Annotated in this window: 25 protein-coding genes and 1 pseudogene; 10 read left to right on the forward strand and 16 right to left on the reverse strand. The window is 53.1% G+C overall.

Going from position 1 to position 24,533, the window contains the following annotated elements; genetic code table 11:
- Positions 1-56 precede the first annotated feature (56 nt).
- The 3 genes from B0B07_RS05750 (at position 57) to B0B07_RS05760 (ending at position 2,638) form a co-directional block, all read left to right on the forward strand.
- On the forward strand, positions 57-1,436 hold the full coding sequence (locus B0B07_RS05750) for an amino acid permease (RefSeq protein WP_076757538.1): 1,380 nt from the start codon (positions 57-59) through the stop codon (positions 1,434-1,436).
- 431 nt (positions 1,437-1,867) lie between these two features.
- Positions 1,868-2,068 (forward strand): cold-shock protein, encoded by a 201-nt coding sequence (locus B0B07_RS05755; protein ID WP_076757362.1) that lies wholly within the window; start codon positions 1,868-1,870, stop codon positions 2,066-2,068.
- Between the two features lie 111 nt (positions 2,069-2,179).
- Positions 2,180-2,638, forward strand: coding sequence for a staygreen family protein (locus tag B0B07_RS05760; RefSeq protein WP_076757363.1), 459 nt, complete (start codon positions 2,180-2,182; stop codon positions 2,636-2,638).
- Positions 2,639-2,823: 185 nt separating this feature from the next.
- Here B0B07_RS05760 and B0B07_RS05765 read toward each other — a convergent pair whose 3' ends face one another.
- The 12 genes and pseudogenes from B0B07_RS05765 to B0B07_RS05820 form a co-directional block, all read right to left on the reverse strand.
- Positions 2,824-3,141 (reverse strand): DUF6932 family protein, encoded by a 318-nt coding sequence (locus tag B0B07_RS05765; RefSeq protein WP_076757364.1) that lies wholly within the window; start codon positions 3,139-3,141, stop codon positions 2,824-2,826.
- Complete coding sequence (locus B0B07_RS05770; RefSeq protein ID WP_234982252.1) at positions 3,116-4,276, reverse strand: HNH endonuclease signature motif containing protein; 1,161 nt, start codon at positions 4,274-4,276, stop codon at positions 3,116-3,118. Before B0B07_RS05770 ends, B0B07_RS05765 begins: the two co-directional genes overlap by 26 nt.
- Before the next feature lie 146 nt (positions 4,277-4,422).
- Positions 4,423-4,611 (reverse strand): hypothetical protein, encoded by a 189-nt coding sequence (locus tag B0B07_RS05775; RefSeq protein ID WP_076757366.1) that lies wholly within the window; start codon positions 4,609-4,611, stop codon positions 4,423-4,425.
- A gap of 237 nt (positions 4,612-4,848) precedes the next feature.
- Positions 4,849-5,425, reverse strand: a pseudogene (locus B0B07_RS05780) (hypothetical protein).
- A 448-nt stretch (positions 5,426-5,873) separates the two neighbouring features.
- Positions 5,874-7,472 carry a hypothetical protein gene (locus B0B07_RS05785; protein ID WP_076757368.1) on the reverse strand — a complete coding sequence of 533 codons (1,599 nt, stop codon included), beginning with the start codon at positions 7,470-7,472 and terminating at the stop codon, positions 5,874-5,876.
- 383 nt (positions 7,473-7,855) lie between these two features.
- A complete protein-coding gene (locus B0B07_RS05790) occupies positions 7,856-9,319 on the reverse strand; it encodes an aldehyde dehydrogenase family protein (RefSeq protein ID WP_076757369.1) in 1,464 nt (487 codons plus the stop codon).
- Between the two features lie 105 nt (positions 9,320-9,424).
- Positions 9,425-10,117 carry a cyclase family protein gene (locus tag B0B07_RS05795; protein ID WP_076757370.1) on the reverse strand — a complete coding sequence of 231 codons (693 nt, stop codon included), beginning with the start codon at positions 10,115-10,117 and terminating at the stop codon, positions 9,425-9,427.
- 16 nt (positions 10,118-10,133) lie between these two features.
- Positions 10,134-10,880, reverse strand: a complete 747-nt coding sequence (locus B0B07_RS05800; protein WP_076757371.1) for an SDR family NAD(P)-dependent oxidoreductase — start codon at positions 10,878-10,880, stop codon at positions 10,134-10,136.
- Between the two features lie 13 nt (positions 10,881-10,893).
- The gene (locus B0B07_RS05805; RefSeq protein WP_076757372.1) at positions 10,894-11,958 is read right to left on the reverse strand and encodes a tartrate dehydrogenase; all 1,065 of its coding nucleotides are present in this window, start codon (positions 11,956-11,958) and stop codon (positions 10,894-10,896) included.
- The gene (locus B0B07_RS05810; protein ID WP_076757373.1) at positions 11,951-13,189 is read right to left on the reverse strand and encodes a M20 family metallopeptidase; all 1,239 of its coding nucleotides are present in this window, start codon (positions 13,187-13,189) and stop codon (positions 11,951-11,953) included. The genes B0B07_RS05805 and B0B07_RS05810 overlap by 8 nt, the downstream gene beginning before the upstream one ends.
- Positions 13,186-14,661 carry a sodium/pantothenate symporter gene (gene panF / locus B0B07_RS05815; protein WP_076757374.1) on the reverse strand — a complete coding sequence of 492 codons (1,476 nt, stop codon included), beginning with the start codon at positions 14,659-14,661 and terminating at the stop codon, positions 13,186-13,188. The genes B0B07_RS05810 and panF overlap by 4 nt, the downstream gene beginning before the upstream one ends.
- Positions 14,658-14,936 carry a YhdT family protein gene (locus B0B07_RS05820; protein WP_076757375.1) on the reverse strand — a complete coding sequence of 93 codons (279 nt, stop codon included), beginning with the start codon at positions 14,934-14,936 and terminating at the stop codon, positions 14,658-14,660. Before B0B07_RS05820 ends, panF begins: the two co-directional genes overlap by 4 nt.
- Positions 14,937-15,318: 382 nt before the next feature.
- Between B0B07_RS05820 and B0B07_RS05825 the strand changes: the two genes are divergently transcribed.
- Both B0B07_RS05825 and B0B07_RS05830 read left to right on the forward strand, forming a co-directional pair.
- Positions 15,319-15,549 (forward strand): DUF2187 family protein, encoded by a 231-nt coding sequence (locus tag B0B07_RS05825; protein WP_076757376.1) that lies wholly within the window; start codon positions 15,319-15,321, stop codon positions 15,547-15,549.
- Between the two features lie 565 nt (positions 15,550-16,114).
- Positions 16,115-16,498, forward strand: a complete 384-nt coding sequence (locus tag B0B07_RS05830; protein WP_076757377.1) for a VOC family protein — start codon at positions 16,115-16,117, stop codon at positions 16,496-16,498.
- A gap of 81 nt (positions 16,499-16,579) precedes the next feature.
- Here B0B07_RS05830 and B0B07_RS05835 read toward each other — a convergent pair whose 3' ends face one another.
- Positions 16,580-17,575: a YeiH family protein gene (locus tag B0B07_RS05835; protein ID WP_076757378.1), complete on the reverse strand. Its 996-nt coding sequence runs from the start codon at positions 17,573-17,575 to the stop codon at positions 16,580-16,582.
- 113 nt (positions 17,576-17,688) lie between these two features.
- Here B0B07_RS05835 and B0B07_RS05840 point away from each other — a divergent pair, with 113 nt between their 5' ends.
- The 5 genes from B0B07_RS05840 (at position 17,689) to B0B07_RS05860 (ending at position 21,836) form a co-directional block, all read left to right on the forward strand.
- Entirely contained in the window at positions 17,689-18,570 is an 882-nt protein-coding gene (locus B0B07_RS05840) for a LysR family transcriptional regulator (RefSeq protein WP_076757379.1), read from the forward strand.
- 89 nt (positions 18,571-18,659) lie between these two features.
- Positions 18,660-19,307 (forward strand): lysoplasmalogenase, encoded by a 648-nt coding sequence (locus B0B07_RS05845; RefSeq protein ID WP_076757380.1) that lies wholly within the window; start codon positions 18,660-18,662, stop codon positions 19,305-19,307.
- 110 nt (positions 19,308-19,417) lie between these two features.
- Complete coding sequence (gene pepT / locus B0B07_RS05850; protein WP_076757381.1) at positions 19,418-20,644, forward strand: peptidase T; 1,227 nt, start codon at positions 19,418-19,420, stop codon at positions 20,642-20,644.
- A 15-nt stretch (positions 20,645-20,659) separates the two neighbouring features.
- A complete protein-coding gene (locus B0B07_RS05855) occupies positions 20,660-21,622 on the forward strand; it encodes a DMT family transporter (protein WP_076757382.1) in 963 nt (320 codons plus the stop codon).
- 31 nt (positions 21,623-21,653) lie between these two features.
- Positions 21,654-21,836, forward strand: a complete 183-nt coding sequence (locus B0B07_RS05860) for a hypothetical protein (protein ID WP_144264296.1) — start codon at positions 21,654-21,656, stop codon at positions 21,834-21,836.
- A 14-nt stretch (positions 21,837-21,850) separates the two neighbouring features.
- On the opposite strand, the gene B0B07_RS05865 is transcribed toward B0B07_RS05860, so the two are convergent.
- From B0B07_RS05865 to B0B07_RS05875, 3 genes are all read right to left on the reverse strand, one after another.
- Entirely contained in the window at positions 21,851-22,255 is a 405-nt protein-coding gene (locus tag B0B07_RS05865) for an NUDIX hydrolase (protein WP_076757384.1), read from the reverse strand.
- A gap of 96 nt (positions 22,256-22,351) precedes the next feature.
- Positions 22,352-22,921, reverse strand: coding sequence for a YusW family protein (locus B0B07_RS05870; protein ID WP_076757385.1), 570 nt, complete (start codon positions 22,919-22,921; stop codon positions 22,352-22,354).
- Positions 22,922-23,453: 532 nt separating this feature from the next.
- Entirely contained in the window at positions 23,454-24,503 is a 1,050-nt protein-coding gene (locus B0B07_RS05875; protein WP_076757539.1) for an ABC transporter substrate-binding protein, read from the reverse strand.
- Positions 24,504-24,533 lie beyond the last annotated feature (30 nt).

Consider the following 24,533-nt stretch of genomic DNA (forward strand, 5'->3'; position numbering starts at 1 on the left):
GAATGCCTCAGCAAACAGAACAGCAAGTCCCGGGTCCCGAATTAAGCGACACGGGCATGAAGCGGGACCTCAAAACCCGCCATATCGCGATGATCTCCATCGCCGGGGTGATCGGGGCCGGCCTCTTCATCGGAAGCGGGGCCGTCATCAACTCCGCCGGTCCGGGAGCCATCCTGTCCTATGCATTTGCCGGCCTCATCGTCGTCCTCGTCATGCGGATGCTCGGCGAAATGTCGGCTGCGAACCCGACGAGCGGCTCGTTCTCCACATACGCCAGTGAAGCGATCGGCCCGTGGGCCGGATTCGCCATCGGCTGGCTGTACTGGTTCTTCTGGGTCGTCGTCATCGCGATCGAAGCGCTCGCGGGTGCGGCCATCATCCAGTACTGGCTCCCTGACTTCCCGATCTGGCTCATGAGCCTCATCCTGACGGTCGCCCTCACCGCGACGAATCTGTTCTCGGTCAAGTCGTTCGGTGAATTCGAATACTGGTTCTCGCTGATCAAAGTGGTCGCGATCACCCTGTTCCTCGTACTCGGCGTCGCCGTCCTGTTCGGCTGGTATCCGGGCGTATCGGCCCCGGGCACGGTGAACCTGATCGGAGAAGGCGGCTTCATGCCGTCCGGATTCGGCGCCATCATGCTCGGCATCACCGTCGTCATCTTCTCGTTCATGGGCACGGAAATCGTCGCCATCGCAGCGGGCGAATCGGAAAACCCGGTCAAGGCCGTACGCACCGCGACCAACAGCGTCGTCTGGCGCATCCTGATCTTCTACATCGGATCGATCGCGATCGTCGTCACGCTCCTGCCGTGGAACTCGGCGAACATCCTCGTCAGCCCGTTCGTCGCCGTGCTCGACCACATCGGCATCCCGGCTGCCGCACAGATCATGAACTTCGTCGTCCTGACGGCGGTCCTCAGCTGCCTGAACTCGGCGCTCTACGCCAACTCGCGCATGCTGTTCGGCATGGCGCAAAAAGGCGACGCACCGAAAGCCTTCCTGAAGCTCAGCAAAAACGGCGTCCCGGCACGGGCCATCCTGTTCAGCACCGTCTTCGCCTACTTCGCCGTCATCCTGGACTTCATCTCGCCGGATAAAGTGTTCCTGTTCCTGATCAACTCATCCGGCGCAGTGGCGCTGCTCGTCTACCTGATCATCTGCGTCTCCCAGCTGAGGATGCGCCGCCGGCTGGAAGCCGAAAACAAACAACTCGCGGTGAAGATGTGGCTCTTCCCGTACCTGACCTACGCCACGATCGCCGTCGTCGCCGGCATCTACCTCGCCATGTTCTTCATCCCGTCGACCCGCATCCAGGTCATCCTGACAAGCATCGTCGCGATCGGTGTCGTGGGCATTTACTTCCTGTTCTACCGGAAGAAAGCTGCCGTCGGATATGGAAAGACGCCGGTGGGCGTGCAGCGGTCGCCGGAGTGATAAGTGAATAAAGAAGAAGCTCCCCTAGCCAGTTTGCAGGGGAGCTTTTTGATGGTGATAGACAAATGAGGCACAAGGGATTTATGGAGATTCCTACGATCACCCTGGCGCCCGCGAAGACAATACCCTCGCCATCGCTCTACACAAGAAGCTCAGCTTTGAGAAGGAAGGCCTTCTGACAAGGGACAATCAAATCAACGGCCTTTACTTCAACAGCTCGACGATTAATGAAAGCCGAATAAATGGTGTGAAGATGCACCTTTAGGGTGTAAATTTTAATTTAGCTTGCAATATTTCCCTTCACCTGCTATGATAAAAGTAATTATTTTTGTTCGGTGTAAAGGATCGTATGAATATCCACTTTTCATCTTGCTAATACTTTGAGCAACAATAGTAATATAATGTGCACAACGCACTGGGAGGCAACAAAAATGGAACAAGGTACAGTTAAATGGTTCAACGCAGAAAAAGGTTTTGGCTTTATCGAACGTGAAGGTGGAGACGACGTATTCGTACACTTCTCCGCAATCCAAAGCGACGGTTTCAAATCGTTGGACGAAGGTCAGCACGTAACATTCGACGTTGAGCAAGGTCCACGTGGCGCTCAAGCTGCCAACGTTCAAAAAGCTTAATCCAAAATCGTCTCTAAAACAGGCCCTGTATGGGGCCTGTTTTTTATTTCCCCTAACTTCGTTACTACCTAGGTCTGCATCTGCATATTGATAAAAAACGAATGGAGTTGAATGCTTGAACAATTCAACCCAGAAAAGCTGTTTGTTCAATATCGGGACGGCATGACTCCCATGCAGCCTGTCATTCCAAGACGTTACACACTGACTCACTCAGATGAGACCGGGGATCTTTTTTTGACGATTGGAACCGAGTATGCTTGGGACCGAGTGAATACGAAGATGAGAGATGAAGTTTTAGGTGAGTGGCTGATGAATGGGGACTGCTACCTTTTCTGCGTATACGTATATATAGGCCAGGGAGAATTCGATCAACATGTATCCGCAAAACGGAATGAAGTGTTTAGACGTGAGTTACCCCTTGCACTAAAAGCTATTCGATATGGTGACAGATTTCTATTCAACAAATACCCTAACCTCGATCAAGCGAATATCATCGTCAGCTTTACATCCGCTTATCCCCAATTTTCCAAACAGGAGAATTGGGGCACTTTCGGTAGTTTTTCTATGTAATCCATTAATACAAAATAGGTAAGTAAGCCAGGCAAGATTTATTAAATGTCTTATCTGGCTTTTTATACCCTTCCAAAACTTGCCTTTATTAATAGGACGGTTCACCATGGTGTTGCTAAGTGCGGTTTTAAATTTACGAGTATTGGTAGTTAATCACCACCAGTAACTGTATACCAACTAAAAATCTATTTTATCCTTAAATAATTTGAGTTTAATCTACCTAGAAAATTTGATTCTTTTTCTTCGGCTTCACTTAGCACATTTAAATCAAATGACAATCCATATAATTGATTAAAAACAGTTCTTATCATATCCAAATCTTTTAAAAGCTCACTAGAAAACTCTTCGTATATTAATAATAAGTCTACATCATTTGGATTTCTTTTCTTACTAACTATTGAACCAAACAAGTACACTTTTTTAAACGTGTTAAACAGTTCTATATGGTGTGTGATTTTTTTGACAATAATATCTTTGCTATTTAATACTGTTAATATATCCATAAAATCTGTCCATGGTCAGTAACTTAACTTTCATTTCTCTTGCTAACTCGTACGCTTCTGTTGAAATACAACTCTCACCATTCCAATTATGCAAGTTTAAAATTACACATTTTTCTTTAGGAGTTAACTGTGATAGTTTAACTTTGCTTAAGCAATATTCATAAACAAAAACTATCTTCACTCCATTTACATTGACTTCTTTTAAATTATTGAAGTCCTCAAAATCAAATTTTAATCCTCTCGACTTTATAACTTTTAAAGCGTAATTTAAGCTTTCAAATCGAACATTGACTTTTCTAAAGCAATTGTTATCATTATAAATTTGTCTTAACCTAGGAGTATCATTAAGATAAATCCTTTCAGAAACACCATTTTTTTTAACTTGTATATATGGATGATCAACACCTAAAACAATATCTTCTAATTGTTTATTATTTTCAAATACCTCTATAAGACTCTCCACAGACTCCACAGATGGAAGAAAACGCCCTTCTAAAGGTTCTATTCCGAATAAAGAGTTTATTTCTTTTGGAAATAGTACACGCCTTGTTTTTTCTTTATTGACTCGTGTAGCTTCGAACTCGTCAATGTGAAGTATAAACTTTTTTACCACTGCCTGATTCGAAAAGTCATCACTTGAATTGCTTTGAATCAAATTAAAGTTCTTGACCAAAATAATTTTCAACATTCTATTATTCGACAAAATCTTCCCTTCAAAAATATCCCACAAATCTCTTGTGTCTTCAAGATAGTAGTTTTCGAAGATATACTTATTATCCAACAACAAGGGCACTACTGATTCCCTCAATTCTTCAAATGAATTAAACTTTTCGCTGAAAAAACTATCGAACTCAGCCTTACGCCTTACCTTCCATTCATTAACTTCATCTATATTGAATGCATTATTTTTATCGAAATTTGTATGACAGTTTGGACATAAAATTATTAAATTTTCAAATGAGTTGTCTTTGGTATCATAATAGGGAATAATATGAGCCTTTTCCATTATGTCTCCATTCTCTTTGAATAATTCAACTTTACATTCTGGGTTCATACATCTCCCCATAGATTCGGCATATATTCTTCTTTCAACATTAGCACTTATGCTTCTACTCATTTCTTCATCTACTCCCAATTAATCACGTTATTTTCTTAATATTAACTAATATAATTGAGTGTTTAATATATCTAATTTCTATAAAACACCTAGAGTAAACCATCACTAACTTATGACAAGGTTCACCATAACTAGTCCAAGTGCGGTTTTTCTAGTGCTACGATTTAACGTGATCTGTCTAATTCTTGGTATTCTTTCATGTATTGACCGTCCTCTGCAACAAATGAATGATACATTGCCTTGACTGCAAAGTTTTTCTCCAAACCCATTTCAGCTTTCAGCCTTTTTAATTCATCATGCAACTCCCGATGTTCATTGATCAGCTTGAGCATAATTGATTTATTATATTTCATACCCATCCGTCCTTTTTGTTTATGACTTAGTTAATTATAACTTTAAAATGGGTTGCATCCAGGGTAATTATGCGAAATGGCAAAATCCCGGTCACCATTCTTGATCTCGTCGGCCAGTACCCTTTTCATCTCCGAGTTATGCCCGCTGGCAGAATAAGAGAAAAATCCCCCCGCAGCCAAATGGACGGTGCAGAGGGGAGAAATCGTTAATCCAGGTTTTGCTCAATCTTCGAGGGCTTACTCTCCAACCATTCCGTCTCCGTCATTATCCCGCATATAAGCGTATAACCAATGGTCACTCGTTATCGGCATGCTGAAACCAGCTGCTTTTGCTTCTTTAATGGTGACCTGGCCATTACCGTCTGTATCTGTCATCCTGCAGAATAATTTCGTCGGCAATCACCCGCACTAGCTGCCCGTGTTCGTTCGTAAACGCCCAATACTCGCGATCTCCAAATCCAATGTCGACGGCGACTTTAGGCTCACGATGTCCAGACAAATCACCGCCATCCACTTCAATCCGTTTGTATCCCGAGAACTGTTCCTCATTTGTTTTATCTGGTATTTCTTCCGCTGGCGCTTCTTCGGCAGCCGTAACAGCAACTTCTTCGTCTTTATTGGTATCTGCAGAGGCTTCTTTCGGATCTGTCTCTTCAACTTGTTTTTGGTCAGTATTACTGTTTGCATTGGTACTAACATTAGTTTCTGTCTGTGATTTTGTTTCATCTGCAATGGCTGCATCTTCAACCTCTGTACAACCAGCCATTAGGGTGAGGGTTAAAAGTAAGATTACGTAGTTGATTTTCTTTTTCATTCTGAAATTCTCCTCAAACTGCTTTGTAAATTACTGAAACGCGCTGTCCGAAACACCTAAACCCAGTTCTTGCAGCACCCGTTTAGTATAACGTAGAGAACCGGACCAAAAAAAACCCAAACCGGAATTTTTTAAATGTCCGGATTTGGAGTGTCCTCATTCTGTTGATAGTTCTCGTCTGAGATTTTCTATATCCAAGTGAATCAGCTTATTGAATTTTTCTTTTTATTTTTACTAAGAAAGAATCAAATTTTTACTAGTGTTCTAATAAACACCCATACTCCCTAATCTGTTGATAATGCAGGGTTTACCATTGTGTTACGGCCTATAATTTATACGTCAATTAAATACTCCCATTCACCGTATTATGGATGTATAACTTGGCCATACAAGAAAGTATATTACTACAATCTCGCAAGGGATTTTTACAGATTGTCCCCTCTCTGCCTCATCTGTAGAAGTATTGAAAAAGGTCTGTAATTGGTCCAAAAATATTAATTATTTTTCTCTGATTGTCATTGTTTAACTGATAAAACAATGACAATCCCGCAAATATGGTTGCTGCTATTGACAAAATAACAGTAATGATCGAAAGCCAAAAAGATCTACTTCGTAGGGAGTTATTTGTTTTAATTTCAAGCAATTGAACAGTATCATCTATCATTTTTGCAAAGTGTTGGGAGTAGTCATATGTTTTATTAACTATATAATTAGTGTTATCTACAAGTCTTTCAGTTGTACTAATACCATTTTTAAACCTAGGGAACGAGGGTTTAAAACCAATTAGGCTTTTTATTTGAGACTTAACTTCAATAAAGTAGTTCTCATCAATCTCATTTTTGAATCTCTTTAGGATTTGTAAGTTTCTTTCTAATTCATAACGTATATTTATTAACTTTTGATATTTGGGTCTTTCTTTTTTGATTGATGAAAAAGTTTCATTTTGTTGTATTGCTATTTTTGTACTGGTATATATCGCATATTCTCTCATCACCATGATCGGAAGTAACAAATCCGCAAATTCTTTCAACGCAACTATAATTTGACGCTTTTGTGAATGGTAATAAGGTTTATGCTGTAATGCTGAGTTACAAGTTATTTTTACCGAATTGTCAATAAGGTAAGGTTTCCTTCCTTCGGCAAAGAGTTGCCAATAACCATCTTCAGAAATATCACTAAAAATCTTTCCCATTCCAATTGAATCCCAGAATGAGCTTCTTTTTCCATTCTTAACATCTTTGATATTACAAAAGGATTGATTCAAATTGTAGACTTCAATACTCGGAGGAATAAGTCTATTATTTGTAAAATAGAGAGGGAAGAATTTACTGATTTCTTTCATTGACCTCCATTTTAGCTCGATAATTAAATCCTCCACCATTTGATTTTTCACTATATCGTATGATAAACTGCTTCCCCCCCAAAATTTGAATAAGTTTTTCCAACTAAGATTAAAAGAATGCCCCTCTTTTATATCTCTCTCGATTAACTTTTTATACTCAGAAATAAACTTATCGGAAGGGTTCAAAACAAATTGTAAAACAATCGAGGAAGAAGACAAATGTGTTCCTTGGATATGTATGTCTTTTACAAAATCAGAAATCTTCTCTTCTTTGGTCAAGTCTATATAGCCAAAGTTACTCCAGCGTCCTCCATGTATACTCTTTTTAACCGCATTACAAAACTCATCTATCGACTCAATTCGCGAAGGTTGAAAGCGTAAGGGATATTTTCTTACAAGTTTTTTTAGTCCTTTGTTTAGCTGATCCACGTTCTCAATCGGAATATATTCAGCTACATAAACCGATAGTAATTCCAAATCTATGTCCTCGGGGATCTCTGATGTACTGTTTTTTTCTCTTTCCCAACCTTTCACACTAATTCTTGCTGATTCTAATACTTTAGGAATATACTTTGACTTTCTCTTCCAATTATCGTCCAAAGGAACCTTATTAATATAGGGGACGATAAAATCAGTAAACTTACTGTTGATTTTTTCTTTCAAACTTAATCTATGGCGGCTGTATGGGTTTTTTATCTTTATCATTTATTCACCCCAAAATATTACTTTAAAATATATGTATTGCATCAGAAATAGCTATGTCATTAGCCTACCCAATATCAAGGCATACTTCAATACTGCTTTGTTGCTTCTTGTAACGAGTAGCGACTCATCACTCTGTATGTGCTTTTGCAAGACTGCTTCGACCTATATCACATAATAAATCTAAAATTTTTTAATATTCGCACACTATAAAAGGGATTTCTCTTCGATAAAAACTTTGATGCTTTGATTATTTCTCAAACCTTCTTCTAAAAAACAAAAAAACGATGTTAAAAGTTGAAGTTTAAAATGATTAAATCTACCTAAAAAAGATCCGAGATCGGATCCTTTTTGGGTAATATATCGTTTATCAATAGATTATTGGTTTATGTCCAGTTCACCCTATCAACCCCAAACTTCACCGCAATATTCTTCACCTGCACATAGTTCCTAAGTGCAATGAACCCTTTCTCTCTCCCGATCCCGCTCTTCTTGTATCCGCCAAACGGCATCTGGATGCCGCCGCCGGCGCCGTAGTTGTTGATGAAGACCTGGCCGGCTTTGATGCGGGCGGCGAGGGTGTGGGCGACGTCGATGTCTTTCGTCCAGACGCCGGCGACGAGGCCGTAGTCGGTCGAATTGGCTAGGTCGATGGCTTCCTGCGGAGTCCGGAATGTAAAGACCGAGAGCACCGGACCGAAGATTTCTTCCTGGGCAACGTCACAGCTGTGGTCGAGTCCGTCGATGATCGTCGGGGCGATGTAGTGGCCGCCGTCCGCACCGGCGACTTTCACTTCTTCTCCGCCGGCGATGAGTTTGCCTTGCTTCTTCGCTTCGTCGATCCGCCGCATGATGCCGTCGAACTGGCGCTTGTTGAGGATCGGGCCGATGTCTTTGTCGTCCATGCCGCGTCCGACTTCCAGTGCGTCAAAGCGTTCTTTCAACTTCCCGAGGAATTCCTCTTTATAGCGCTCTTCCACGAGGAGCCGGGATCCGGCGGAGCATGTCTGGCCGGCGTTCTGGATGATGGCCCGGACCACACCGTCGAGCGCCTTCTCTTCATCCGCATCCGCAAAGACGATGTTCGGGGACTTGCCGCCGAGTTCGAGTGTGACCGGCACGACGTTTTTCGCAGCGGCCTGCATGACGGCAATGCCGGTCGGGACGGAACCGGTGAAGGTGACGTGGTTGATGTTCGGATGGGCGGAAAGCGCCGCGCCCGCTCCGGAACCGAGTCCCGTCACATGGTTGAAGATCCCCGCCGGCAGTCCGCTGTCCGCGAACCATTCCGTCAGCGCGTGGGCGGTCATCGGCGTGTCTTCCGCACTCTTCACGACGACCGAATTGCCGGTCGCAATGGCCGCTCCGACACTGCGTGCAATAATCTGGAGCGGATAGTTCCACGGGACGATATGGGCCGTGACGCCGGCCGGCTCGAGCACCGTGGCGTTCAGGAGGCCGTCCTCGATCGGGATCGTGTCGCCCATGACCTTGTCCGCCGCACCGCCGTAAAACTCGAAATAACGGGCTGCCGCTTCCGCATCTGCCCGTGCCTGGGACAGCGGCTTGCCGACGTCACGGCATTCGAGCTCCGCGAAGTATTCGGCGTTCTCCCGGATATGGCGCGCCAGATCAATGAGCAGGTTCCCCCGCTCATGCGGCTTCCACGCGCGCCATTCTGCGCTTTCAAACGCTGCCTCCGCCGCACGTACTGCTTCATCCACATGGGCGTCGGTCCCGTTCACGATTTCGGCGATCTGCGTGCCGTCGGACGGATCATGCACCGGAAGCCATTCGTCTTCCTCTCCTCCGACCCAACGGCCGCCAATCAGCATGTTGATTCGTTTCATATATGCCCGTCTCCCTTCGCTGTCTTTTAATCCTTATTGGTCCATCTACATTGGTCCATCTGCTCCTACGAAAAAAGCACCCCGCATGAGCGGGGCGCTTCGTCCTCAGTCCTCCCCGATCTCCACCACCATGTTCACGACCGAGGCATCATGCCCCTTGATGCGGAGCGGGGTTGCGAATGCCGATTTCAGCTTTTTGCCGATGATCGGTTCCATGTTGATGTCTTCATAAATGAGCATCGTCGGCTCGCTGTATTTTTCGTGGTCGAGGAAGGCGTGATGGACGGAGAATCCGTCTTTGATGCCTTCCCCGATGTTTTCGATGCTCAGCGTGTCGATCGCGACTGCCTTGCAGTTTGGAAGCTTCGTCCGGATCCAGGCCGCGGCTTTCGGTGAGAGTGCCGGGAAGTCGTTGGAATACGTTACAAAGTCCGTTCCCCGGTGTTTCCAGTAGCCGGTGTTGAGGAACAGGATGTCCGCTTCATGCAGCTCCTCGCCGTACTTCTCCAGGTCCTCGACTTCGATGAAGCCGTTCGGGTCCTTCGGACAGTCGATGAGAAGCGGATGGCTGTAAATGAAGTCCTCGATCGGCACTTCGTCGATTCCTTTGCCGTTCGGCATATGGTGCCACGGCGCGTCGACATGGGTGCCGGCGTGCAAATAAATGCTCAGGACGGTTCCGTTCCAATGGTCTCCCTTTTCCTTCCGCTCCCGGCCTTCGAGCTTCACTTCGGGAAGGCCCGGGTAGACGGGCATGCCCTCATAGATCGGATAGCCGAGTTCCACATACTTCGCCATTCGTTTGTCCTCCCTTTTAGAGTCCGCGGCCGCCGTCAATATGCAGCGTGGTGCCGGTCACCATGGATGCGTCATCCGACAGCAGATACAGGACACCGCCCGCGATGTCTTCCGGCTGGATGAGCCGGCCGAGCGGCACGCTGCTTTCGAAGATCTCTTTCCGGGCCTGTTCGGAATCGGCCCCCTTAGCGGTGAACTGGCTCAGCATGCCGGTATCCGCCGGTCCCGGGTGGATCGTGTTCGCCCGCACCCCGGATTCCGCAAGCTCGATCGCCAGTGCCCGGGTGAAGCTTTCGGCCGCCCCTTTGGACGCGATGTACGACTGGAGGCCGGGACGCGGACGGGTGGCTGACACCGATGCGATCGTGATGATCGAGCCTTTGCCCGCAGGCTTCATGTAGCGGGCCGCCTGCTTGGCGGTGATGAACAGGCTCGTCGCATTAATGTCGATGAGCCGGTGCCAATCGTCAAGCGAGACGTCATCGATCGGCGTCGCGGACTGGGCAATGCCGGCCGCGTTGACGAGGCCGTCGATGCGGCCGGTTTTCTCATGCATCTCGCTGAAGACCCGCTCGATCACCTTCTCGTCCAGGATGCTGGCCGCAAACGGCAGGAAGCGTTCATGCTTCAGCTCCGCCATCGCTTCATCCTTCAGGTCAATCCCGGCGACCGTCGCGCCTTCCCCGAGCAATTTCCGGACAATCGCCTTGCCCATGCCGCCTCCTGCGCCTGTGACGATCACCGTTTTGTCTGCCATCTTCATCTCGCTCACCCTTTCAGTTTGATTGGAACGCATGGAGAATCGCTTCTCCCATCTCCCCGGTCGTCGCTTCCCCGCCAATGTCGCGGGTCCTGACTTCGCCTTCCGCGAGCACTTCCTCGATCGCGGTCACCATCCGGACGGCGGCCCGCTTTTCGCCGAGGTGCTCGAGCATGAGCGCCGCCGACCATATTTGGGCAATCGGATTGGCGATGCCCTGTCCCGCGATGTCCGGCGCCGATCCGTGGACGGGCTCGAACATCGACGGGTAGTCCTTTTCGGGGTTGATGTTGCCGGACGGCGACAGGCCGAGCCCGCCGACGAGGCCGGAGCCGAGGTCCGACAGGATGTCGCCGAACAGGTTCGAGGCGAGGACCACTTCGAACGACTGCGGCCGCTGGACGAAGTAAGCGGCAAGCGCATCAACATAGTATTGTTCGAATTCCAGATCGCCGAACTCTTCGCCTGTGATCCGCTGCACATGCTCGTCCCATAGTTTATTGGCATGGATCACGGCGTTCGACTTGGTCGCACTCGTGATTTTCTTCCGTCCGTTCTCTTTTGCATACCGGCAGGCGGCTCTTGTGATGCGCTCGATGCCGGCGCGTGTCATGATCGTGTTCTGGACGGCCATCTCGCCTTCCTGACCGGCGTACAGCCGGCCGCCGCTGTCGGAGTATTCGCCTTCCGCGTTCTCCCGGAAGATGACGAAGTCGATGCCGTCCCCGTTGGCGAGCGGCGTCTGGATGCCCGGCAGCGACTTGACCGGCCGGAAGTTCACGTACTGATGGAACCCCTTGCGGATCGGCATGATGAGCTCCCAGATCGTGATGTCATCCGGCACGCGGGCATCCCCGATCGCCCCGAACAGAATCGCATCGAACGAACGCAGCTGCTCCAGCCCGTCTTCCGGCATCATCCGCCCGTGCTCCAGCCAGTACTCCGAGTTCCAAGGGAATTCCTCGATCTCCAGCGAAAATCCTTCTGATTCCTCTGCGGCCTTCAGCACACGGAGCGCCTCTTCCATCACTTCGGGCCCGATGCCGTCGCCCGCGATCACCGCGATTTTGTAGTCAGCCATCTTTCCTGACCTCCCCGTTCAGGAAGCGGAGCGCCGTGTCCCGGTAGATCGCGGTCGTCTCCGCGAGTTCCTCGATATCGACGTACTCGTCGATCTGATGCGGGATGTCCCGGTCGCCGGCCCCGATCGTGACGATCGGGACGCCGTGCACATGGAGGAACGTCCCGTCCGTCGCACCGGGCACGCCGTTGTAGATCGGCTCTTTCCCCGTCACATGCCGGACGGCTTCGCAAATCGCCTGTACGACGGGTTCGTCTTTGTCCGTCGCAGTCGCCGGGCGGTCATCGAGCAGCGTGAGTTCACAGTTAAAATCAGGATCGTCCGCCTTCAGCTTTTCGATGATGCGGTCGATTTTCCCCCGCAGCTCCCCGTGGTCCTGCGCCGGCACGGTCCGGATGTCGAGCGTCATCCGGCAGTGGTCCGGGATGACGTTGATCTGGGCGTCCCCCTTGACGGGCGCCTGCAGGATCGTCGGCGTGATCGACGGCCATTTCAGGTACGGGTCTTCGCCGAGCCGTTCCTGTTCTTCCTTCTCAAGCTTTTCCAGTTCCACGATGAGCCGGGCCATCCGCCAGTTCGGGTTGATGCCGCTCCAGGAGATCGCGCCGTGCGCCATTTTGCCGTACACATCCACCTGGATACGCATCGCGCCGCGCTGGGCGATGCAGACGTTGTTCTCCTCCGGCTCGCAGATGATCGCCCCGTCGACGCCGTCCGCCCAGCCTTTCTTGATAAAGTCCTTGATGCCGATCATGAGGCCTTCCTCATCGCACGGGATGCACAGGATGATCTTGCCGCGGAAGTCTTCCCCGTCCTGGAGCAATGAATGAACCGCCGTGATCATGCACGACAGATTGCCCTTCGTGTCGTTCGTGCCCCGGCCGTACATGCGCCCGCCGATGATCTCCGCGCCGAACGGATCATGGGTCCACGCTTCGCGGTTCCCTTCCGTGACGACATCCGTATGCCCCTCAAACAGGAGCACGGGACCCGGCTTGCCGGAGTCGACGATGCCGATCACATTCGGCCGGCCCGGCACGACTTCTTCGACATGCGTCTCGATGCCGTATGAGCGGAGCCTGTCCGCCACGTAATGCGCGACTTTTTCTTCATTGCCGCCGGGGACGCCTTCCCCGCGGTAGACACTCTCGATGCGGACGAGTTCCTGTGTGAGCCGGATGACCGCCTCGCGGTCCCTCAAATACGACTTGCTGTGTGTGTCCGTCTTCATGCAACCTCCCCTTTCCCGATTCCTTCAAAGTCGTACGCTTTCTGCTTCATGAGCAGGCTGAACACAATAAACGCGATGAGCGACAGCACGACCGGCACGGTCACCGTATGCACGCCGAACAGGTTGCCGTTCGCTTCGTTATAGTAATGAATCGCGATATAGCTGCCGATCCCGACGACCATTGAGGCGATCGCACCGAATTTGTTGGCATGCCGCCAGTAGAGTCCGAGGACGATCGGCCAGATGAACGCCGCCTCGAGTCCGCCGAATGCGAACAGGTTGAGGAAGATGAGCAGATCCGGCGGGTTGAGCGCCAGGATGTAGACGATGACGCCGAGCACGGCCGTGACGCCGAAGCTCGCCCGCTTGATCGCCTTGATCGACGCGTCGGGCTTGATGTAGTTCAGATAGACGTCCTTCACGACGGTCGACGAGACGAGGATGAGCAGCGAGTCGACCGTCGACATGATGGCGGCCATCGGAGCGGCGAGCACGATGCCCGCAAGCCAAGCCGGCAGCACTTCCATCGAGATGAGCGGAATGACTTTGTCGCCGACGTCGATGCCCGGCAGGATCGGCCGTGCGAACACGCCGATCAGGTGCATGTTCAGCATGATGATCCCCGTGACGACCGTGCCGATGATGAGCGCGCGGTGCATCGAGCGGGAGTTTTTGTATGACATCGAACGGACCGCGATCTGCGGGAGCCCGACGACCCCGACCCCGACGAGGATCCAGAAGGACGACACGTACGCCTTGGACAGCCCGCCGTCCGGGCCGAACGGTGTGACGAGATTCGGGTTTTCATTGATCAGGTCTCCCATGATGTTCGGCACGCCGCCGCCCGCCACGATGACGCCGACGAGCAGGACGAGCGTCCCGACGACCATGACGCCGCCCTGCACGGCATCGGTGACTGCAACCGCGCGGAACCCGCCGATCGTGACATACACGAGGACCGAAACCGCAAAGATGAACAGCGCCGTGTTGTAGCTCATCCCGGTGAGGGATTCGACGAGGCGTGCCCCGCCGATCCACTGGGCCGCCATCGCGGAAAACAGGAAGATGATGATCGCAGCGGCCGACAGGATGACGACCGGTGCGCTGTTATAGCGGGCCTTCAGGAAATCGACGAGCGTGAGCGCATCGTATTTGCGGGCCATGATCGCGAACTTTTTCCCGAGGATCATGAGGACGAAATAACCCGTCACGACCTGCGTCATCGCGAGCAGCACCCATCCGAAGCCCATCGTGTACGCCGTCCCCGGCCCTCCGAGGAAGCTGGACGCACTGCCGTACGTGGCGACCATCGTCATCGCGAGCACGAAGCCGCCGAGCTCCCGTCCGCCGAGAAAATAGTCCTTCAGGAATCCGCCCTCTTCGACCTGTGCCCCCTTGCGGCTGGACCAGATGCCGATGAAGAAGATGATGACGAGGAACACGATCAGCGGAATAATGACTTCCCAGTTCATTGCATCTCCTCCTCATCCTCAAACGGCACTTCCACAAAGAACAGTTTGACCACGATGATGACCGCCGCCGTGATCAGCAGGAACCCGAGCACGCAGCTGATGAAAAACCAGTCGGGCAGGCCCATTATGTATTTGTACTCCTCGACGGGACGCGAGCCCATCCCGTAAGCGAAACCGAACCACCAGATAAAATTGGCCAGCGCGAGCGCCAGGCCGATCAGCGCTTCCCGGTTCGCGACCTTGTACCGCCAGTCGGTCGTTTCTTTCTTCGTCATGTTCTGTGCTCCTTTCCATTTCCGGACGGTAAGTTGATTCCGAATATTCTACCATTATACAAGACTTGCAGGCCCTCGGAAACGGACAGACCGCCCAACCTTTCGCCGGGTCCGGATAACGTGTTCAACTCCCCTAGGACATGATTTCATACTATTCTTACAACCGGTTCATTTCTTCTGACTAACTGTCTATCCTTTAGATCGAACCTTTGGACACTCTGTCCAACTTGACGGAAACTATTTCCTTGGCACCGCGATGAGCGAATATTATCAAAGTGTGCTATAATGGAGACGGACAAACTGTCCGGAGGAGCGGCACCTTCGCCGTTCCATACACGCCCAGGGATGAAGACCCGGGCTTTTTTATTTTGCAAAGGGGTGAATGAGAGTGGCTTTTCCTGCTAAACAGAAGGAACCGTCGGCATTTGTCGCGGCCCGGAGTACGGGCGAGCTGATTTCGTTCGTCCGGAACAATCATGAGGTTTTTGGCACGATCGTCAAAATCCTCGAGAACTCGGTCATCGTGAAGCTGTCCAAAGCCGACGCCCGGCGGATCGGCGCGGCCTCCGAGATGACCGTCGTCTCGCACAAGCATTATACCGTCACGGAATGATAGAGAAAAACAGCGCACGCCGACCATCCGTCGGTGCTGCGCTGTTTTTTATTGCGTAAGTTTGCCTGGCCGTGCATGCGGAGAGTCCCCTTAAAAACATTTTGGCGGAACGAGAGCGGCGACAGCGAGTCGCTGCCAAGTGCGTGCGAATCCTACCTTTCCCTTCTGAATCCCTACCATTTGTGTTTGAATCCCTACCTTTCACCCGCGAACCCCTACCAATCGTGTTCGAATCCCTACCTCTCGCCAGTGAATCCCCACCTCCGATTCGTTCCCCCCATTCAACAAGATGATATTGAATGTCTCGCGGGGCGTTTCAGTACTTTCCGGACGGCCCTTTCTTAACCTACAATCGGTCATTCTTAACCTACAGGGCATCCTTCTTAACTTACAGCCTCTCCTTCTTAACCTGCAGGGCGTCTTTCTTAACTTACAGCTTTTCAGCGGCCTTCCTTGGAACGGCACCGATGACTCTTGATGGACTTTTATCGTGGTCTCCATGCACAAGGATTTTTTCTCTTCTATGCCGAAACAATGGGTATCTTAACTTACAGGGGGAACCAACATGAATTCCATCTCTTCACCCATTGCCTGCAAGATCAACAATGTGTTCATCCATGTCAGCAATCTGAAGCAATCGGCCAGATGGTACAGCGACCTGCTCGGGATTCCCTTTCCGGAAGAGGCGATCGAATCTCCTGTCTATAATATCCCGGTCACTTCGGAGACCGGCCTGACCCTGGATGATCATACGTTTGATCCGGGCTTTGAACTGAAGCCTTCCGGTCATGTGCTGTTCAATTTCTATGTCCGGGACATTGACGAAGCTCACCGGTTCATCACCGGAAAAGGCATACCGGTGGTAAGAGAGATCGAGCGGTTTGGCGAGTTCGCGTATTTCAATATCCAGGACCCGGATGGAAACGTCCTGATGGTCTGCAATGGATGATCCCTTCAGCCGTTCTTCCGGCGGGACCGCCCGGCACAGCAAAGAACCCTGCAGCTCATAAGGCCGCAGGGTTTATTCATTTCATGCAACGAGAACGACGTAGACATACACGACGACTGCCAGGACAACCGAACCGATGAGGCAGGCAACGAACGGCTTCATGCCGGCTTTGCGGAAGGCGCTGAAGGACACGCCGAGTCCGAGTCCGGCCATCGCCATCGCCATGAGCAGATAGGCGAGGTCGACGAGTTTGGCGGCGACTGCTTCCGGCACGATTCCCGTTGAGTAGAGCGCACTCACGGCGAGGAAGCCGAAGATGAACCACGGAATCGGAAGCGTCTTCCAGCTAAGCTTCGCGCCCCCTTCGGCCTGTTCTTTCCGGGCGGCCCAGAAGCCGACCGCCGAAGCGACGAAGACGAGCAGGACGACCCGCGTGAGCTTCACGACGAGCGCATAGTCGAGTGACACGGCACCCGCCGCGTCACCGGCCGCGACGACGTGGGCAATTTCATGCAGCGTGCCGCCGGCGAACATGCCGTACGCCTTTTCGCCGAGGCCGAGCACCGGGTGCAGCAGTGCATAGGCGAATGTGAACACCGTCCCCATGATGGCGATGATCGCGACGCTGACTGCCGTCTCTTCGGGTTTTGATTTCTTCTGGGATGAGACCGCCACGATGGCGGCGGCCCCGCAGATCCCCGTGCCGCACGCGGTGAGGAAGCCGATTTCCGGGTCGGACTTCATGACCTTTGCAGCCGCATAGACGGCGGCAATCCCGACGATGACCGAGATGGCGGCGAGGCTGAATGCCGGCCAACCGGCGGCCGCGATGTCCGCCAGGTTCAGGCGCATCCCGAGCAGGATGATCCCCGCCCGCAGCAGTTTTTTCGACGCGAACGTCGTCCCCGGCTCCCACCCGGCTTTGACCGGCAGGAATGTGTTCCACAGCATTCCGAGCAGGATGGCAAAGACGAGCGGGCCGATCAGCGATATATACGGAAGGCCGGCGGCCAGCTTGGCGATGACCGCCAAGATCAGCGTCAGGCCGATCCCCGTCCAGAACCCTTTGCTTTTCATGAATAAGACCCCTTCCTGAACTTATGGTTTTATTATAGGAAGGATTGATCCATCAGTAAAATGAAGTTTCATGATAAAATCAATCATAAAAACTGATGAAAGAGGGACCGGCCATGCTGCTCGAACAGCTTCATACATACGCCGCCGTCGTCGAACTGAAGAATTTCACGAAAGCAGGGGAATCGCTCAACCTCGCCCAGCCGACCGTCAGCCTGCACATCAAGCAGCTTGAAGAGGAATTCGGAACGGAGCTCATCATCCGGACGAAAAAGCAGTTCCGCATCACGCCGGCCGGACGGCTTCTGTACGACCGGGCAAAGCAGCTCATCACGCTCGCCGAGGAAACAAAGGAAGACATGATCCGCCAGAGCGGCGAGCTGACCGGCACGCTGTCGGTCGCCGCGAGCAACACGATCGGCGAATACGTGCTCCCTCGCCTCCTCGCCCCGTTGCTCCGGGCACATCCGAAACTCGAGCTCGACATCACGATCGCCAACACGGTGGAGGTCGAGTCGATGGTCCATGAATTTCGCTGTGACATCGGCTGCATCGAAGGCACCATCCGGCAGGACAGCCTGATTGCCGTCCCGTTCATGGAGGATGAGCTGATCATCATTGCCGGCGCCGGCCATCCGCTCGCCGCCCGGAAGACCGTTACTCCGGAAGACCTCCAGAATGCCCGCTGGATCACCCGGGAGGAAGGATCCGGCACGCGCGAGCACAGCGATCACCTCCTGCGGTCCATCGGCCACGTGTCGCCGAAGCGGCTCGTCATCCGGTCCAACGGCGGCGTCCTCCAGGCGGTGAAAGCCGGCCTCGGCATCGCCGCCATCTCGGTCCATGCCGCGCGAGACGGTCTCTCTGCCGGCCATTTGGTCCGGCTCGACCCCGGACTGCCTGCCCAGAAGCGGACCTTCTCCCTTCTCCACGCCCCGCTCATGGCGGAACGCACAGCCGTCGCCGCTTTTTTGAAGACGGTGACGGGAGCTGAATGAACGCACCCGGGCACACCGGATACTTCTCCGCACTCCGGAAGGACTCTTGGCAAACAAACCCGAATAAGGTCCACAAGGAGGTTCTGTCCATGCGTTTTCTGCTCCCCGCAGTCATTGCCGCATTCGGGGTCGTGTATATCTTTTTCATTCCTCCCGAACCGGTCGGGCTGAAGATTTTCATGAAGCTGATCCCGATGGTGCTGATCATCGGGTATGCGGCACTGCGCCCACGCGGGATGTCCGCCAGCTACAAGCCGATTGTCATGGCCGGACTGTTCATCTGCGCGGTTGCCGACGGCGTCATCTACTGGTTCATCGCCGGTCTCGTGACCTTCCTCATCGGCCATCTGTTTTACATCACGGCTTTCCGGAAGGCGTCCGTCCGGCCGATGCCCTGGTCAGCCGGTGCGGCACTGCTGGTTTTCGGCATCGTGATGGCTGCGGTGGTCGCCCTGCCTCTGTTATTGGACGGAAACCTGCTCGGCGCGGCCGTCATCGCCTACATGATCGTCATCCTGATGATGGGCTGGACCGCCGTCCGGACGGCGAATCCGTATGCAATCGCCGGTGCCCTTCTGTTCATCCTGTCCGATTCCATCCTGGCGATCGACCGGTTCACGGTGCCGATCCCCGGCCGGGATGCGTTCGTCATGGTCCCGTATTATGCGGCCCAGTTTTTGATCGCCTCCAGCATCGGATTTTCCCCCGGTCAGAAAACGGACCCGCGCCTCACATGAGCCGCGGGTTTCGTCTACACGGAGCGCTCCGCGCCATTCCCACCCTTCCGCCCTTCTGTTAGAATGGTACTATTCGGAATTTATCCAAAACATCAAGGGGGACAACCGAAATGAAAGAGAAGCTGATCGAGCGCCTCGTGCGCTATGCGAAAATCGATACCCAGTCCAACGAAGAAAGCACGACGACTCCTTCCACCGATGGACAATGGGACCTCCTGCACGTCCTTGAAAAGGAAATGAACGAAATCGGCCTGACCGACATCACGCTCGATGATAACGGCTACCTGTTCGGGACGCTGCCGGCAAACACGGACAAGGAGGTTCCGGTGATCGGCTTCCTCGCGCACGTGGACACGGCGACCGACTACACGGGCAAAAACGTGAATCCGCAGCGGATCGACTCATACGAAGGCGGTGATATCCGGCTCAATGAACAGACCGTGATGGAAGAGTCCGTGTTCCCGCAGCTGAAAAACTATGTCGGCCACACGCTCGTCACGACCGACGGGACCACACTCCTCGGCGCCGACAACAAGGCGGGCATCGCAGAAATCATGACGGCGATGGAATATTTGATCGAGCATCCGGAGATCCAGCACGGCAAGCTGCGCGTCGCCTTCACGCCGGATGAGGAAATCGGCCGCGGCCCGCACAAGTTCGACGTCGAGGCATTCGGCGCGGAATACGCCTACACGATGGACGGCGGCCCGCTCGGCGAACTCCAGTATGAAAGCTTCAACGCGGCCGCAGCGAAGGTAACCTTCCACGGGACGAACATCCACCCGGGCTCCGCAAAAGACAAGATGGTAAACGCCATCCTCATCGCGCATGAATTCCAGGCGGCGATGCCGCAAGACGAAATTCCGCAGAAGACGGACGACTACGAAGGGTTCATCCATCTCATGTACGTGGACGGCACGGTCGAGAAGACGACCCTGTCCTACATCATCCGTGACCATGACCGCGAGAAGTTCGAAGCGAAGAAAAAGAAGCTGGAAGACACGGCCCTCAAGCTGAACGGGAAATACGGCGAAGGCACCGTCGAACTCGACCTGAACGACCAGTATTACAACATGGCCGAGAAGATCGAGCCGGTCATGCAGATCGTCGATATCGCGTCCGATGCGTTCGGCAAGCTCGGCATCCAACCGAACATCATCCCGGTCCGCGGCGGGACGGACGGCTCCCAGCTGTCCTACATGGGCATGCCGACGCCGAACATCTTCACGGGCGGCGACAACTACCACGGCAAGTATGAGTTCATCTCCGCCGACGACATGGAAAAGGCGACAAACGTCATCATCGAAATGGTGAAGCTGTACGAAGAACGCGCGTAAAGGAGGGCTTTTCCCATGAAAGAGATCGCACTCGGCGTCCTCGCCTCCCTGTTCTTCGCCGTGACGTTCGTCCTGAACCGGTCGATGGAACTGGACGGCGGCAGCTGGATGTGGAGTGCGTCGCTCCGATTTCTCTTCATGGTGCCGTTCCTGCTCCTCATCGTCGCCCTACGGCGGGGGCTGAAAGGTTCGATTTCGGAAATGAAGCGCATCCCCGGCCCGTTCCTCGTCTGGAGCTTCTTCGCCTTCGTGCTGTTCTATGCGCCACTGACGTTTGCGGCGGCGTTCAGTCCGGGCTGGCTCGTCGCGGGCACTTGGCAGCTGACGATCGTGGCCGGCGTCCTGCTCGCCCCGCTGTTCACGTTTGCCGTGAAGACGGGTGGAGTCGAACGCACGGTGCGCCATCAGATTCCGCTCGTTTCGCTCGGCATCTCGCTGATCATCCTGCTCGGCGTCGTGCTGATCCAGCTGCCGCATGCCGGAACGGTCGGCGGAAAGACGATCCTTCTCGGAATCTTGCCGATCGTCGTGGCGGCGTTCGCCTACCCGCTCGGCAACCGGAAAATGATGGAGGCGCTCGGCGGCCGGCTGGACACGTTTCAGCGTGTGCTCGCCATGACACTCGCCTCGCTTCCGTTCTGGATCGTCCTGGCAGCGGTCGCCGTCGCCACGGTCGGCTGGCCGTCCTGGACCCAGGTCGTCCAGTCATTCATCGTCGCCGTCTCGTCCGGCGTCATCGCGACGACGCTGTTCTTCATGGCGACCGACCTGGCACGCCATGACCAGGGCCGGCTCGCCGCCGTCGAAGCGACCCAGTCACTCGAGATCGTCTTCGCCCTCGCCGGCGAAATGATCCTCCTGTCCCTCCCGCTCCCGGGCCCTGTCGCACTCGGCGGCATCGCCGTCATCATCACCGGCATGTCGCTCCACAGCTTCCAGACGATGCTCGCGAAGCGGAAAGCGGCAGTGGACGCGTGAAGGGTGCCGCTGCAGAGAGGATGTGATGAACGTGAACCGGAAACTCGCCATTCTCTTGTTTGTCGTTCTGTTGATTAATACAGCACGCTACACGGACTATGTGCTTGAGGGCAGCCGGAGCCCCTATTATTCCGCGATGCTCCTCCTGCACGTGATCGCCCTTGTCTACTTGGTATACGAGATATGGAATCGAAGAAAAAAGGTCCGCCCCTGACAAGGGCGGACCTTTTATATGGGTTGACGGCTTATCAGGGAAAGGATCGAGTCCAAGAGATCCCGGTCTTCCGGAAACGAGAGGATGAGACCGGCCATCTCGTCTGCACCTTTCCAGGCAACTTCATGGATCAGCCCGTCGGGGTCATCAATGGTCATGCAGCCGCCCGTCAGCATCACTTCGTAATACCGGACGTCCACTTCCTCATTCTTTTTGTGGAATAAAGGACGGACAACCGATCCTTCGAAGCCCGTCTCTTCATTCAGTTCTCTCAGACAGCACGCCTCGAACGACTCCCCTTTTTCCAACCCTCCGCACGGCACCGCCCACTTCTTCTCTTCCTCCGGCGTTCCCTGGAGCACCATCAGCAACTGTCCGTCCCCGTTCACACAAACTGCCGCTGCCCCTTTCCACGTCATGCCCTGTCCCCCTCTCAGACTCTTTTTCGCATCATCTTATTTCCACTTTACCAGAAAACATCCGCTCCGGCGCTGCCGTGCGGATGTCCCCTGTTTTTACTTTTGGTCCGAAATCACGAACTCTGTGCTGTCATCCTTGAATCGCAGCTCCAGGTCAAATTTCGTATAGTCGTCGGGCAGGCTGAAAACCGAGAGCACTTCACGGATGGCTTCTTCCTTTGGCGTGCCTGACGTGATCGACATTTGCTCAACGAGCGGATACAGTTCGTTGAAGGCCTCGAGGCCCTTCTTTTCCATACCGTCGAGGGAGTCTTCGATTTTTGCCTTGACCGTGTTGTCGCTTTTGCGTTCGATCTCCGCTTCGTACTCCTGGCCTTCGGCATATTCGACTTCCAGTTCGAATTCACTGTAGGTGATCTCGTCCATTTTCTGCTGCATCTCTTCTTGGCCGGTGATATCGGCAGCTTCCGCGCTGACGGCCTCACCGGACCCGCCGCCGCCCGCCGCGTCCCCGGCCGGTTGTTCGCCTTTACCAGCGGCATTCCCTTCATCCGCCTGGGCGGCGCCGGCACCCGCTTCCGTTTCTTTGTCCGCCTCCCCGCTTCCGCATGCGGCGAGCACGAGCGAACCGGCCACGATCATCGGAAAAGCAATTTGCCTCTTCATCCGGGATTCCTCCCCTCCCTTTCATACTATCTTTCCTGTTCCCGGTTTTTGCCACCTGCACACTTGGATTTCCGTCGGCCACGCAACACCGCCCACCGATGAATGCGGGCGGGCGGTGTTTTCACTTATAAAATAGTCAGATTGATCCTTAAATAAAGAACAAGCGTTCGCATTTATGGTATAATAAGAGGGCAGCCATGTGCGGGACGGGCAGATCCTCCGGAAGGGGGTGATGCTATGACAATTGCTGAAGCGGCAGGGCTTGCCATCTCATTGGCCGGCTCGATCGTCGGGTTTCTGACGCTTGTCGTGACGCTCATTGTCGTCATTTCCAAAAAAGAATGACCGTCCCCACCTCGGCCAAGGATGGGACGGCCAATCGCTGCATATTATCGCCTGACGTCCCGTCCGGGCACAGGCTGCCGGGCCGGATGTTCGCGCATCCGGTCCTTTTTCGTAGTCCATCTTTCTTATGCCATTATACCCTATCTTCCGGACCGGCTCAAGAAAACTCAGATTATGAACCGGTTGTTCAATCGGGATCGTACGGTCCGAGAATCTTCAGGGCCTCTTCGGCGATGGAGGTGTCGATCGCCGTCTCAAAGTCAATGTCACCGGAAATCGCACCGGCGGCCTTGTAGTGTTCAAACTGTTTCTGGATGTCGTCGACGAACATCTTGCCGTCCGGATTCAGGCCGGTCACGTTCACTTTCTCCCAAAGACCCGGGTCTTTCAGCGCCGTGTGCTTCACCATGATGTCGATCACTTCGTCCTTGCCCTCATCCTTGAAGAATGCATCGTTGTAGTCACGAAGCCCTTTCAGGTAGGCAAGCATGAAGCGGAGCGAAATCTCCTTCTCCTGGGTCATGAACTGCGGAGAGCCGAGCACCATGGCGATCTGGGATTCCGGCGCATAGTCCGTCGCATCGAGGAACCGCTGGTGCATGCCGTTCTCGACGCCCTGCGTGATGAGCGGCTCGATGTTCAGCGCGGCGTCGACCGATCCGCTGTCAATCGCCCCGAGCATGCTGCCAAAGTCGGCGATCAGCACAAACTCCACATCTTCTTCGGTGAGGCCCGCATGCTCGAGCATCATGTCGAAGATGTAGCTGTCGATCGAGTTGCGGGACGAGACGGCGATCTTCTTGCCCTTCATGTCGGCGTAGTCCTTGATGTCGCTGTCCACGGGCGTGACGAACGTGAAGTACGACTTGCCCGGCACGTTGTGGCCTTTGTCGGCGATGATCCGGACGTCGATCCCCTGCGCGATCGCATTGAAAAACGATGCCGTGGACACGCCGCCCGCGATGTCGACCTCGCCCGCCGCGAGGGCCGGGAGCATCTCATCGCTGTTCGCAAACTGGGCGAATTTCACATCGATGTTGTAGTCCTCAAAATATCCTTTTTCCTTGGCAATATAAAACCCGGCACCGGAAGCCGCCCCGTCCTCGGCAATCATGACGGTGACGCGCTCATCGAGCGGTGCGAGATCCCCGGACGGCGCTTCCTCCGCCGGCTTTTCCGTCGGCTTCGCGGGTGCAGCCGGCTCCTTTTTCCCGCAGCCCCCGAGAATGAGGAGCATGGCGGCGAATAATACGAACGCGTACTTCCA

Source organism: Edaphobacillus lindanitolerans (assembly GCF_900156305.1).
GTDB lineage: Bacteria > Bacillota > Bacilli > Bacillales_A > Planococcaceae > Bhargavaea > Bhargavaea lindanitolerans.